The organism is Sinorhizobium sp. BG8 (assembly GCF_016864555.1).
Classification (GTDB): Bacteria; Pseudomonadota; Alphaproteobacteria; order Rhizobiales; family Rhizobiaceae; genus BG8.
In genome coordinates this window covers 335,805-349,160 of the sequence record NZ_CP044012.1, presented here as the reverse complement: position 1 = coordinate 349,160, position 13,356 = coordinate 335,805, and the positions used below count along the sequence as shown (strand labels likewise).

Below are 13,356 nucleotides of genomic sequence, written 5' to 3'. Positions count from 1 at the left end.
TCCGAGCGGGCAGCGCTCTATTTCTGTCTGATAGGTGTCAGTAGATCTATCGGCATGTCGGCAGTCTGGTGCGAATCGATTTCCTTGTAGCCCGGGTTGTCACCGAGCGACTGGACGCCGAACTCCTGGCGCGCATAGGCATCGGACTGCGATACCGCCTTGAGCCCGAGGCTCTTCACGAGGCTGCCGCTTGCAGCGAGAATCTTGTACTGCGCGAAAAGCGAAGCGTACTGCGCGGTCTTGGCGAGGACGCCCACGTTGAACTTGGTGTTCTGTGCGTCCAGAACGTCGAGCAGCGAACGCTTCCCAACCTGGAACTGCTCCTGGTAGCTGGAAACGAGCTGGGCGTTGGTCGCGGACTGCGCACCGAGAGTCTTGGCGAGATCGGAGCGGGCTGAGCGCTCGTTCCACGAAGAACGAACGGATTCTTCCACTTCTCTGTGGACCTGGTGAAGGTTGTAACGCTGCTCGCTGGCGCGGCGGATACGCTCCTGCTCGCGCGCCACATCGATCCCGCCGCGGTAGAGATTCCACTTGGCAACGATACGGCCCTGCAGGTCGTTCGTGTTGCCCTCATCACCGTTGACGTCGTTGCCGGTGCGCGCCGTGCCTTCCAGATAGACCTTGGGCAGGTAGTTCGCGCGCGCGCCACGAACGTTCGCATCTGCCGCGTCGACATCTGCGCCGGCCGAATAGACGCGCGGGTTGTTCTCCCGTGCAACGAAAATTGCCTCGTCCAGGGTTGCGGGAAGGAACTTGCTCATCGGCGGCGGCATCTTCGTCTTGCCAATCGGCTGGCCGACGGTCGCGCGGAACCGGATGTTCGCGGCCTCGAGTTCCTCCTGGGCCTGCCGAAGCTTGGCCTGGGCGGACGAGAGGCGTTCCTCACCCTGCAGCAGGTCGGCGTCGGTCAGCGTGCCGCCCTGGATGCTTTGCTTGATGTTGCCGATCATGTTGCGATGGAAGCCGACGTTCTGCCCTGCTTCCGCCACAATCTGTGCCTGCAGCATGTATTCGAGATAGTCCTGCACCACACGCAGAGCGAGCGATTCGGATCGCTCAAGCACCCGGAACGATGCGCCATCCACACGCGAGGCCTGGGCCTCTACTTCGGCGCGTCGCTCACCGCCGTCGAAGAGCGTCTGGGTGATCGTGATGCCCGCGTCGGTCGGGTAAAGCTCTTCAGGTCCGTTGCCGAGCGCGCGCTCGGTCGGGCCTTCCAGGCGCCGGGCTCCGGTGCTTGAATCGAAGTCGATTGTGGGCAGATAGAGCCCCCGGGCCTGGCGCAATTCGAACTCGACCGCTTCACGATTCTGTGCAGCCTGCATAATCTGCGGGTTGTCCGTCAGGGTCTTTTCAATCGCTTCGTGCAGCGTGATTGCATTTGCCGGGCCAAAAGAAAAAAACAAAAATGAAACAGATGCATAGGCCGAAGCCAAATACGAAATTCTCTTATTCATAGAGTCTAGTCCCCAGCAGTCGCATTACGTAACGTTGGGGGACTCTATATAGAAGTGTTGCTCATAGTAAATGCCAACTTTCTCATCGAGTGACTATTATTGGGGCATGATTAATGCTGTGATGTAAATGCAACATACGCGGGCGTGTATCGCACGCCTGCTCGCCATCTTGCCGCGCATCGACGCTTTTAACGTCATCCGCAACTGCCTGGTTTGGCAAAGCAAAGAAAGCTGATGTTACAGAAGGTCTCGGCCCAAGTCGGCCCTTCGGTGCGGGGTAGAAATGCACCTGCGCTCGCCAATGTAAGCGTAGGCGTCTGCAATTTAAGGGTGTTTTCGAGCAGCGAAGAAGATGAGAAAAGGCATAGATCTATTTAGCTACATTGTCATGTATTGACAGAAGACGCCCGAGTTGATCCTTCGGTTTGCGGTATTCTAATCTGGAAGTATTTGCGAGCGCACGGCAATACGTCATTTGTCCGGCGAGATTGGGTCGACGGTGAGGCGCGGATATGGCGCTCAGCGGGCGCCGAGTAGAATAATGTGCCACTACGCGGGACAGCAATCTTGCAGCTTCGCGTCTTTTTCGGAAGTAGAATTAGCGAGCTGAATAAAAGGGAGAATCGAATGGACCCGAGAATCACTGAGAGACCCGTGGGTGCCGAGGCGGTCCTTGGGCGTACAGGCTTCCCGATCGTTACATCGGCGACCGGCGGAGAGATCGCGATCGTGACGGGTGCTTCTCAAGCCGGGTTCAATCCGCTTGACCTGCTTTATGCATCGTTGGCCGCCTGCCTGGCGATGAGCGCCCGTGTTGCTGCGAACCGAATGGGCCTTCTCGGCCGTCTTGAGGAAGTGCGAGCCGAGGTGACGGGGGAAAAGGCGGTTGAGGGACTGTCTCGTGTCGAAACCTTCCAGATCGCCATTACCATCAAGGGCGACATCGACGCCGAAACGCGTGCCTTGATCGTGAAAGCAGCGGAAGAAGAGATCTGCACGGTGAGCAATACCATCCGGGCAACGCCGGCTTTCGTGACCACCATCTCCGACTAGAGGCCGATTCCCTTTGGCCATGTTCCAGACACTCCGGTCAGGATCTTCTGCCCGGAACGGTTGTCTTATGGATGGCGTATAGCCTTCTTCGTGCCATTCTTCCGGTGCAGCCTTAGGGTGGTGTGCTGATGGAATGCAATTTTGGCTGTTATTTTTGCATGCTCAAAAAATGGCCCTTTACAGTTTTCATCCGACTATGATTTGTTGTGATCATAAATTCCGTAAGCCTATCACTTTGGTCTGAGGGGAGTCCGGGTGTCCGCCCGTCACCAAAGGGATCAAGGCTTCGGAGGCGGCATAAAACGGGGAACAGATGGATCAAATCCACGCCAAGAGTGCCGGTGGCGGAGCCATAGGCATGCAGGGAATCTCGAAGTGGTTCGGCACGTTTCAGGCCGTCGACAACGTATCCCTCGACATCAGGGCCAACGAGTTTTTCACCCTTCTCGGTCCGTCCGGTTGTGGAAAGACCACCCTCCTCCGGATGATCGCCGGGTTCGAGCTTCCAACAGAAGGGCATGTGCTGCTCGACGGTAGAGACATTTCGAGCCTGCTGCCGAACCAGCGGCCGGTCAACACGGTGTTCCAGAACTACGCCCTGTTTCCGCACATGTCGGTCGCCGATAATATCGGCTTCGGCTTGAAGATGCTCGGGAAGCCGAAGGCGGAAATCCAAGCGGTCGTCAGCGAGATGCTGAAGCTGGTTCGCCTCGAGGGGCGTGGAAACAATCCGGTGGCGCAGCTTTCCGGGGGCAGCAGCAGCGGGTGGCGCTTGCGCGGGCACTCGCACCGCGGCCCAAGGTGCTGCTGCTCGACGAGCCTCTGTCGGCGCTTGACCTCAAGCTTCGCAAATCGATGCAAATCGAGCTGAAAAGACTTCAGGCCGAAACGGGCATCACGTTCGTCTTCGTTACGCACGATCAGGAAGAGGCTCTGACGATGTCGGACCGGATCGCGGTCATGTCGCATGGCACGGTGCGGCAGATCGGGACCCCGTGGGACATCTACGATCGTCCGGCCGAGCGCTTCGTGGCGGATTTCATAGGCGAGACGAATTTCCTCGAAGCCACGGTCGTTTCGGCGGATGCCAAATTCGCCCGGGTCAGGCTGTCCTCTGGCGCTGAAATTTCCGCGACCTATCCGGCCGATGTCACTCCGAGCGGCAAGGTGAGCATCGTCATTCGCCCCGAGCACGCCCAGGCGGTCGCAGCCGGCGCGGAGGCTTCGCTTTCCGGCCTCGTGGACAATGTCGTCTATCTCGGCACCGACACGCATTTCCACGTGCGTCTCGACGACGGAACGCTTTTCACAATCCGCGAGCAGAATGCCAGGAGCGGTCACCGCAGCTTTCCCGAGGGGGAACGGGTCGGCGTCCTTGTCAATGAAAACGTCGCCCAGATCTTGAAGGACTAGAGATGGCCGTCAGTGCAGCGGAAGCCGGTGAAGCCCGAAACAAGAAAGAAACCCGCGACCGGTGGCTGCTGAGTGCGCCGGCCCTGCTTTTGATCCTGGCGGCGAGCGTGGGCCCCCTTCTCGTGGTCGTGCTCTATTCATTTCTCGCGCCCGGCAATTATGGGGACGTGAAATGGGAATTCTCCAGCGAAGGCTGGTTCAACGTTCTCTTTTCCCGCGACATCTTCGATGAGACGGTCTCTCTCGCGACAGCCCATTTCTCGATCTTCTGGCGATCGATCAAGCTCGCGGTGGTGACGACCGTTCTTTGCGCGGTCCTCGGTTTTCCGACCGCCTATTTCATCGCGACGCGTCCCCCGCACAACCGTACGATCTGGCTCTTTCTCATCACCATCCCCTTCTGGACGAACATGCTGATCCGCGCCTTCGCCATTCAGGAGGTCATCCGCAGTGAAGGAATCGTCAACTCGCTGCTCCTGAAACTGGGTGTCATAGCCGCGCCGATCCAGATGATGTTCACGGATTTCGCCATCCTGCTCGGCATGACCTACGTGTTCCTGCCCCTGATGGTCCTGCCGTTGTATGCGAGCCTCGAAAAGCTCGATTTCCGCCTGATTGAAGCGGCCTACGATCTCTATGCGAGCCGGTTCGGCGTGCTGACCCGCGTTATCATTCCGCTGGTCAGGCCCGGCCTGATCGCTGGCTCGATCCTCGTCTTCATCCCTGCCCTTTCCTCTTACGTGATCCCCCGCGTGCTGGGTGGAGGCAAGAACCTCATGATCGGCAACCTGATCGAGCTGCAGTTCGGCCAGGGGCGCAACTGGCCGCTCGGCGCGGCACTTTCGGTGGCGCTGGTGATCGTCGTCCTCTTTGCCATGCTCTTCTACGTCCGCAATGCCGGAAAGGCAGGAGGGAGCGCGCATGGCTGAGAAATTCTCCATCAAGAGGCAGCCCGGCTTCGCGACAGTAGCGATGCTCTGCTTCTTCATCCTCTACCTGCCGATCTTCACCCTCGTCGTCTACGCCTTCAATGCAGGAACCTCGATCGCGACATGGGAAGGCTTTTCCCTGCGCTGGTTTGCGAGCGCCTGGCAGAACGAACAGGTGATCGAGGCCTCGCTCAGGTCGCTTCAGATTGCGATCATTGCCGCCATCGTCGCCACCGCGGTCGCGACGATGGCGGCACTCGCGACCACCCGCACACCCGCCTATCGCGGGCTCACGTTCAAATACGCCTTCATCAACCTGCCGCTACTCGTGCCGGAGATCGTCACTGCGGTCGCGCTGCTCATCGTCTTTTCGCGCATCAAGATATGGACGGGCTATTCCGGGCTCGGCTACCTGATTGCCGCCCATGCGGCTTTCTGCGTGCCCTTCGCCTACCTGCCGATCCGGGCGCGGCTGGAGAGCATGGACCTGTCCCTCGAGCGGGCCGCCGCCGACCTCTACGCAACGCCTTTCAAGGCGTTCCGCTATGTCACGTTGCCGCTGCTCTTTCCGGGAATTCTGGCCGGGTTGATGCTTTCCTTCGTGATTTCGCTCGATGACGTTGTCATCACCGAGTTCGTGAAATCCGGCGGCCAGGACACGTTGCCCACCTACATGCTCGGCCAGCTCCGTCGCAACGTGACGCCGGAGATGAACGCCATATCCACCGTTTTCCTGCTGCTGTCGCTGGCGATCGTCACGATCTTCTTCTTCCTCAGCAGGCCATCTCGGAAAGACAACGAATAATTCAACCAGGAGAACAGCAATGACGCGTAAAGTGGGACTTGCAACGCTTGCCTTGGGGCTTCTCGCATCGACGGCGGTTGCCCATGCGGAGGGTGAGCTCAACATCTTCAACTGGGGCAACTACACCAGCCCGGAGATGATCAAGAAATTCGAGGATACCTACAAGGTCAAGGTGACGATCACTGACTACGATTCCAACGACACCGCGCTGGCCAAGGTTCGTCAGGGCGGCCACGGGTTTGACATCGTCGTTCCCTCGGCAAGCGCCATGCCGATCTTCATCTCCGAGGGCCTGCTGCTCGAATCTCGCCCCGACGAAATGGAAAACTTCAAGAACGTCGATCCGAAGTGGGTCGACGTTCCCTTCGACCAGGGGCGCCACTATTCGGTTCCGTGGCAGTGGGGCACGACCGGCGTGACCGTCAACAAGGCGGTCTATCACGGCGACATCAACACCTCGGCGATCTTCATGGACCCACCGCCGGAGCTCGTCGGCAAGGTCAACGTGCTGCCTGAAATGGCCGATGTCATGCATATGGTGGTGACCTATGCGGGTGGAGAGCCCTGCACCGGCGATCTCACCGTGCTGAAGAAGGCGCGCGAGCTTCTTTTGGCCGCGAAGCCCAAGTGGATCTCGATGGACTACGGCAACATCGAGAAGTACTCCAAGGGCGACCTCTCGGCCGGCACGAACTGGAACGGCGCATCCTTCCGTTCGCGTCTCCAGAACGAGAACGTTGCCTATGGCTATCCCAAGGAAGGCTATCCGATCTGGATGGATAATGCTGCCATCCTGAAGGACGCCAAGAACGTCGAGAACGCCAAGCTGTTCCTGAACTTCATCATGGATCCGGAAAACGCAGCGATGCTGTCGTCCTTCGCCCGTTATGCGAATGGCATCAAGGGTTCGGAGGCCTTCATGCCGGAAGACATGAAAGCTGCGCCCGAGATCGTCATCCCGGAAGAGTTCAAGGCAGCCGGCAAGTTCAACCTCGCCTGCCCGCCGGAAGTCCAGCAGCTCTACACCAAGATCTGGACAGAACTGCAGAAGTAACGATTTTCCTTCACGAAAGGGATTGCGACGCGGGAAGTTATGCTTTCCGCGTTCGCTACAAATGCGATGATACCTACATTCAATGACGCGAACGGCTTCGCCAGGGCTGACGTGACGCTCGAGACCTGGCGCAGCGCGCCGTATAGCCGCTGGTCCTTCCAAAACCTGCGTGACCTCGTTCCGACCGCCGAGATCGCTTGCGAGACGGTCGAGGCCGAGGTGGCGGTGGAGTCCTCGCTCTTCCTCGCCGGCAGCATCGACGCCGGCCTCGAAGATGTTTCGACGATTTCGGGCTTTCTCGACTATGCCCATACCGACGCCTTCGTCGTGATGCGCGACGGCCGGATCGTGGCGGAGCACTATGCGCCCCATGCTGACGTAAATGCACGCCACGTCGTCTTTTCAGTTTCCAAGTCACTCACCGCCGTTGTCTCGGGCATTCTGGAAGCCGAGGGCGTGATCGATCCCGACAAGCCGGTGACCCACTATCTGCCGGAGGCTGCAGGGAGTGCCTATGGGGACTGCAGCTACCGCGATGTCCTCGACATGCGCGTCAGCCTCGATTTCGAGGAAGTCTACCTCGACAGGCTCGGCGCCTTCGCGCGCTATCGCCGCGCAATGCTGTGGAACCCGCCGGAACCCGGGCTACCCGCAGAGACGCTGCCCTCTTTCCTTTTTACGCTCAGGAAGGCCGAACGTCCGCATGGAGGTCCGTTCTTCTATGCCTCGCCGAATTCGGACCTTCTCGGGGTGATCATCGAGCGCGCGACCAAGATGCGTTTCCCGGAGCTGATGTCCGATCTTCTGTGGAAACCGATGGGCGCCAAGAACCACGCCTATGTGACCGTCGATGCGATCGGCACGCCGAGAACCGCCGGCGGGATCTGCGTGACTGCCCGGGACCTCGCACGTGTGGGCGAGCTTCTGCGCACGGGCGGCGCGTCGGCCGGCAGACAGGTCGTGCCATCGGCATGGATCAAGGACATGAGGACGGCGGGTGATCACGATGCCTGGGCCGCAGGCAGCAATACCAGCCTTCCGAACGGTCGCTACCGCAGCCAGTGGTATCAGTCGGGCGAGGCCGACGGAGCCTATTGCGCCATCGGGATCCACGGCCAGTGGCTTTATGTCGATCCAAGTACCGATACCGTCATCGTCAAGCTGTCGTCCCAGCCCAATCCGCTCGACGACGAACTCAAGCAGGACAATTTCGCATTCTTCAGGGCCATCTGCCAGATGGCGTTCTGAAACAGAGAAAATCGAGGAGACACCGTGCAGAAAGAAGCAAGCTTCATCATCCGCAATGCGCGGATCATGACGATGGATGACGCCAATCCGAATGCCGAAGCAATCGCTATTGCGGGCAACCGCATTCTGGCCGTCGGTTCGGAGGCCCAGGTTGATGCCTTCAGCGGGCCGGACACTCATGTGATCGACGCCAAGGGAGGGACCGTGCTTCCGGGCTTCAACGAAGCGCACATGCACATCTTCGGTGGATCCGTAGGGCTCACCCAGCTGTCGCTTTTCGGTGTCAGCGGTTACGAAGCGCTGGAAAAGGCGGTTCGCGACTACGCTGCCGCCAACCCGGACCTGCCGTTGCTCGAGGCGCAGTATGCCGATTACACGATCCTGTCGGTGGACGAACGCGTCACCCGTCACCACCTCGACCGGATCATCGTTGACCGCCCGTTCATGATGGTCGCGCCTGACCATCACACCGCCTGGGCGAACACGATCGCCCTCAAACAGGCAGGGATCCTCGAGGGGGGAGACGTCGGCGTCGGAAACGAGATCGTCATGGGGCCGGACGGCCTCGCAAACGGGGAACTTCGGGAATCCAACGCGATGCGCCCGGTGGCGGCGCTGAGTGAAACCGGTGGCCGCGAGATGCTTGGCGTAGGTACGGGCGGCGACCCGGAGAACCTGACGCCGGATGAACGCGCCAAGGACATTGCCGTGATCAAGCGCGGCCTTGCCTACTGCGCCTCCCTCGGCATCACGTCCATCCAGAACATGGACGGCAGTCTCTACCAGCTCGAAATGCTGGACGAGATCGAGAAGGTCGACGGGCTTCCGGTCAGGGTCCGCATGCCTTTCCACATGAAGAACTTCATGCCGCTTTCCGATCTTGAGGATAAGGCTGCCGCGTGGCGCAAACGCTTCGACACGGACAAGCTGCGTTGCGACTTCGTCAAGCTCTTCATGGATGGGGTGACGGAGTCGGGCACGGCGGTGTTCGTCGACGACTATTCAAATCAGCCGGGGTGGAAGGGTGATCCTCTCTTCACGCAGGACCATTTCAACAACGTCGCAATCGTTGCCGACAAGCTAGGTCTACCGGTGGCGGTTCATGCCATCGGTGACGGCGCCGTGCGCATGGTTCTGAACGGCTATGAAGCGGCCGCGAGTGCGAACGGAGGGCGCGACGCCCGCAACCGGATCGAGCATATCGAGGTCATCCACCCGGACGACATTCCGCGCTTCGCACAGCTCGGCACGATCGCCTCGATGCAGCCGACACATCCGCCAGGCAATGCGGGCCTGCCGCTCGAGCCGTATCTCTCCTGCATCGGTGAGGAGCGCTGGCCCTATGCCTTCGCCTGGCGCACGCTGACTGACGCCGGCGCCGAGATCGTCTTCGCAACCGACTGGCCGGTCTCTCCCCTCGATCCGATGAGCTGCATCTACGACGCCATGACCCGGAAGACCTGGAAGGACGGCATGCCGGACCAGCGCCTGTCTCTGAAGGAGACGCTTGCCGCCTACACCAGGACCAGCGCATGGGTCGAGTTCATGGAGGACCGGAAGGGCGTGCTCAAGCAGGGATATCTGGCGGATATCGTCGTGCTGTCCGGTGATGTCGAGGCCGCTGCATCAGAGGCGCTGGCGGGGATCCGCCCGGTCACCACGATTTGCGACGGACGGATCACCCATCAGGCATAGGCCCCGCCTGATGAAATGCGAGATGGTCTTCGGGAGAAGTCATGCCCGAAGACTATGACGCAAGCGGACGGAGCGGGCACCGGAATGCGCTGCCCGTGCTGCCTTTCGTGTTCGTCGGAGGCTGGCATATAGGGAAATCAGGCCACTCCCGCCCTCGGTGCGGAAGTGGCGAATTCTTGGGAGACGATAAATGCGGAATGTGACGCTTGCGGCCACGCAGATGGCCTGCAGCTGGGATATCGAAAAGAACATTGCAACGGCCGAGCGTCTCGTGCGCGAGGCGGCCGGGCGCGGTGCCAACATCATCCTGATCCAGGAGCTGTTCGAGACACCCTATTTCTGCCAGGAGCAGTATTTCGGTTTCTGCGAGCTGGCGAAACCGCTCGAGAACAACCCGCTCGTCGCTCATTTCTCGGCTCTCGCGGCCGAACTCGGTGTGGTCCTGCCGGTGAGCTATTTCGAAAAGGCTGGCCGGGCCTTCTACAATTCAGTGGCGATCGTTGATGCCGATGGTTCGGTGCTCGGAAACTACCGCAAGAGCCATATCCCGGATGGTCCGGGCTACACGGAGAAGTTCTATTTTTCCCCGGGCGATACCGGTTTCAGGGTCTGGAAGACCCGGTTCGGCACGATCGGCTGTGGAATCTGCTGGGACCAGTGGTTTCCGGAAGCTGCTCGCAGCATGGCGCTCCTCGGAGCTGAAATCCTGCTCTATCCCACCGCGATCGGTAGCGAACCTCACGACGCCACGATCGACAGCGCGGCACACTGGCAGCGTGTCATGCAGGGGCATGCCGCTGCCAACATGGTTCCGCTCGTGGCATCCAACCGGATCGGCACCGAAGAGGGGCGCAACGACACGGCCCTCACCTTCTATGGCTCGTCCTTCATCGCCGACCAGACGGGTGCCAAGGTGGCAGAGGCCGACCGGGAGAACTCCGGCGTGCTGCTTGCGACCTTCGATCTCGATGCCATAGAGCGGCAACGCTGGGGATGGGGACTTTTCCGGGATCGGCGGCCGGATCTCTACGGCCCTGTGGCGACACTCGACGGGCGTGCATAGGAAGGGCCTAGGTGGCATTGAGATATGACGCGCGATTTTCTTCTTCGGGCGTGCGTGAGCGCTGGAATCCGGGATGCTTTTGACTTAGGACCAGCGCGCACTTCCCACTGCAGGATCTCCTGAGTCATGTCCGAACTGTTCGCGATCTCCGCCGCCATCTGTATTGCCATGAGCGGCATGCTGATTGGCGAACTGAACGGACGCGTGCACGTTCTGCGCCTCGCGCGCTGGCAGATGATCGCTGCCTTCCTGATGACCGGGGCCGTTTCGCTTTTCCTGGGCGGTTGGCAATCTGTGGCGGCGTGGCAGCTGGGCTACCTGGCCGCGTCCAGCTTCTTCGGAATCATCGTCGCAAGCACCACCTATTTTGCGACTATCTATGCGATCGGTGCACGCAATACGGCGCTGATGTTCTCATTGACTGCACCCTTTGCCGTTCTGCTCGGCTATGTAGTGTTGGGCGAGACAATCAGCATCCAGCAAGGCGGGGGGATCTTGCTGGTCCTGGCGGGGATCATACTTGCGATTGGTCTCCGCGGTCGTCAAGGTGAAGGCGTTTCGTCTCCGTCCGAGGGACGCCAGGTGCCGGTGCGTCTGCCATGGCATGGGATCGCGCTCGGAGCGATCACGGCCTTTGGCCAGGCGCTCGGCAGCCTCTGCGCACGTCCGGCCATGGCGACGGGTGTCGAACCCTTTACCGCGATGGCCATACGGTCCGGCATCGCGATGGTCTTTTTCCTGATGTTGTCGGTCTTGCCCATCGCTGCACTGAGGCGGGCTCCGGCGGTAGCTCTCAAAACGGTTGGCATTGCCGTGCTGGCTGCGTTTCTCGGAACAGGGCTTGGCATGTCACTGCTGATGGCGGCGCTTGCGCACGGAAACGTCGGGATCGTTTCGACCCTGTCGTCGATGACGCCCGTGGTGATTTTGCCGATGGTGTGGTTTCGAACCGGGGTTTGCCCGCCCGCGCAATCCTGGCTCGGTGCGTGCCTGGCCGTCCTGGGTACGGCGCTGATCACACTCTAGTGCCGCTCGGCGATGCGATTTCAACCCGGCGTCGCTCTGTCGAGATTGTTTCGCCAACTGATCGCGTCATCGAGGCGGTCGTGCCCCCAGAAGAGCTCGTCGTCCACGATGAATGAGGGGGATCCGAAGATGCCGAGACCCCTCGCCTCTTCCGTCGCCTGATAGAGCGCATCGATGCCGTCGGTGGAATCGGCGAGTTCGAGAACCCGTGCGGGATCGTGGCCGGCCTGGCTTATACTCGCCGAAAGGTTTGGTTCGCTGCCCGGAGCTTGGCCCTGCGTGAACCATCGTCGGTATGCTTCTACGGTGTAGGCTTCGCACCAGCCCTCATTCGCTCCGACAATCGCGACGCGGTTGGCCCGCTCGAGTTCGGGAAGGGGATACGGGATTGGAAGGTGGGCGGGCAGGCTGTACATCGCAGCGCGGCGTTCGATGTCCCGCCACATGTAGGCCGCCTTCACCGGCTTCTTCGCGAAGGGGATGTTGTCCATCTCGATCATGATTGCGCGGACATTGAACGGTCGCCATCGGAAATCGATTCCGGACTTCTCCGAGATCTGCGGCAGGCGCATCACCGCGAGGAAGGTATAGGTGCTTCCGAGCGTGAACCAGAAATCGATGGTGGCCATGACATTCACTCCCTCCGGCAATTGTCGAGGTCGCGAAGGAGCATCGCTATCGGGAAAACCCGTGGGCGATCTATAACCGGTTTCTGCCGTTCGGCTGCCCAGAAACCATCGACGGTGGCCTATGTCTCCGGACGCGTTCGCTTGGCGGATCCGGACTGCAGACGGGCCGTGTGCTTCGTACCTTCGGCCTCAAAATTATACCTGCCGCGCGAGATCCGCCAGATAGGTGTTTTCCGCTTTCGACGCGACGTAGTCGCCAGGTCTGATGTCTGCGTAGATCAGCGCCTCGCCATCCGCGGGGGCCTCGGCAAGCACACTGCCGTCAGGCGCGACGATCCGCGACAGGCCTGCATAGGTGAAGCGGGAGTCGGCGCCGCAGTGGTTGACGTAGGCGACGAAAACCTGGTTCTCGAAGGCCCGGACCTGGATCATCCGGTCGGCGATGAAGGTACCCGAGGCACCCTTGGGCAGTGCCGTGGGCACGACGACGAGTTCGACGTCGGCCTGCGCCAGCCGGCGGACATTTTCCGGGAATTCGACATCGTAGCAGATGAGCATGCCTACCTTGATGCCCTCGACGTTGGCGACGACAGAAGTCGGTGCCTCCGGCTGGAACCAGATGCGTTCGTATTCGCCATAAAGGTGCGACTTGCGATAAATGGCGGTGTTGCCGCTGCCATCGGTGAGCAGCGCGCTGTTGTAGGTCGTCTGACCGTCTGTCTCTGCAAAGCCGGCCACGATCACCACGCGGTTTTCCCGGGCGATGGTCGCGATCCGCTCGACGGTCCGTCCCGTGGCTGTAGACGCTAGTTGCGGCAGCGCGTCCCCTGCCCCGTATCCGGTCACCGCGAGCTCCGGCGCGATCAGCAGCTTCGCGCCGTTCGCCGAGGCTTCGGCTGCGGCACCGGCAATGCGAGCGAGATTGGCTTCCACATCGCCGGCAACGGCGCGCATCTGAAGGGCAGCGATCTTCACGGCAGG

The 13,356-nt window shown here is 60.4% G+C and carries 11 protein-coding genes and 1 pseudogene; 9 read left to right on the top strand and 3 right to left on the bottom strand.

Annotated elements, in window-relative coordinates:
• Nucleotides 1-17 precede the first annotated feature (17 nt).
• Nucleotides 18-1,460, bottom strand: a complete 1,443-nt coding sequence (locus F3Y30_RS22720) for a TolC family outer membrane protein (protein WP_203427430.1) — start codon at nucleotides 1,458-1,460, stop codon at nucleotides 18-20.
• A 627-nt stretch (nucleotides 1,461-2,087) separates the two neighbouring features.
• Between F3Y30_RS22720 and F3Y30_RS22715 the strand changes: the two genes are divergently transcribed.
• From F3Y30_RS22715 to F3Y30_RS22675, 9 genes and pseudogenes are all read left to right on the top strand, one after another.
• Nucleotides 2,088-2,513 carry an OsmC family protein gene (locus F3Y30_RS22715; protein WP_203427429.1) on the top strand — a complete coding sequence of 142 codons (426 nt, stop codon included), beginning with the start codon at nucleotides 2,088-2,090 and terminating at the stop codon, nucleotides 2,511-2,513.
• Nucleotides 2,514-2,871: 358 nt separating this feature from the next.
• Nucleotides 2,872-3,926: pseudogene (locus F3Y30_RS22710) on the top strand (ABC transporter ATP-binding protein).
• Between the two features lie 2 nt (nucleotides 3,927-3,928).
• Nucleotides 3,929-4,855 carry an ABC transporter permease gene (locus F3Y30_RS22705; RefSeq protein WP_203427428.1) on the top strand — a complete coding sequence of 309 codons (927 nt, stop codon included), beginning with the start codon at nucleotides 3,929-3,931 and terminating at the stop codon, nucleotides 4,853-4,855.
• On the top strand, nucleotides 4,848-5,660 hold the full coding sequence (locus tag F3Y30_RS22700; RefSeq protein WP_203427427.1) for an ABC transporter permease: 813 nt from the start codon (nucleotides 4,848-4,850) through the stop codon (nucleotides 5,658-5,660). Before F3Y30_RS22705 ends, F3Y30_RS22700 begins: the two co-directional genes overlap by 8 nt.
• Before the next feature lie 19 nt (nucleotides 5,661-5,679).
• Nucleotides 5,680-6,714, top strand: a complete 1,035-nt coding sequence (locus tag F3Y30_RS22695) for an extracellular solute-binding protein (RefSeq protein ID WP_203427426.1) — start codon at nucleotides 5,680-5,682, stop codon at nucleotides 6,712-6,714.
• Nucleotides 6,715-6,780: 66 nt separating this feature from the next.
• The gene (locus F3Y30_RS22690; protein WP_203427425.1) at nucleotides 6,781-7,962 is read left to right on the top strand and encodes a serine hydrolase; all 1,182 of its coding nucleotides are present in this window, start codon (nucleotides 6,781-6,783) and stop codon (nucleotides 7,960-7,962) included.
• Between the two features lie 66 nt (nucleotides 7,963-8,028).
• Complete coding sequence (locus tag F3Y30_RS22685) at nucleotides 8,029-9,657, top strand: amidohydrolase (protein ID WP_203427611.1); 1,629 nt, start codon at nucleotides 8,029-8,031, stop codon at nucleotides 9,655-9,657.
• A gap of 190 nt (nucleotides 9,658-9,847) precedes the next feature.
• The gene (gene aguB, locus F3Y30_RS22680; RefSeq protein ID WP_203427424.1) at nucleotides 9,848-10,720 is read left to right on the top strand and encodes an N-carbamoylputrescine amidase; all 873 of its coding nucleotides are present in this window, start codon (nucleotides 9,848-9,850) and stop codon (nucleotides 10,718-10,720) included.
• 126 nt (nucleotides 10,721-10,846) lie between these two features.
• On the top strand, nucleotides 10,847-11,746 hold the full coding sequence (locus F3Y30_RS22675) for a DMT family transporter (RefSeq protein ID WP_203427423.1): 900 nt from the start codon (nucleotides 10,847-10,849) through the stop codon (nucleotides 11,744-11,746).
• A 20-nt stretch (nucleotides 11,747-11,766) separates the two neighbouring features.
• Here F3Y30_RS22675 and F3Y30_RS22670 read toward each other — a convergent pair whose 3' ends face one another.
• Entirely contained in the window at nucleotides 11,767-12,375 is a 609-nt protein-coding gene (locus F3Y30_RS22670; RefSeq protein ID WP_203427422.1) for a 2-hydroxychromene-2-carboxylate isomerase, read from the bottom strand.
• A 195-nt stretch (nucleotides 12,376-12,570) separates the two neighbouring features.
• Complete coding sequence (locus F3Y30_RS22665) at nucleotides 12,571-13,350, bottom strand: carbon-nitrogen hydrolase family protein (RefSeq protein ID WP_203427421.1); 780 nt, start codon at nucleotides 13,348-13,350, stop codon at nucleotides 12,571-12,573.
• Nucleotides 13,351-13,356 lie beyond the last annotated feature (6 nt).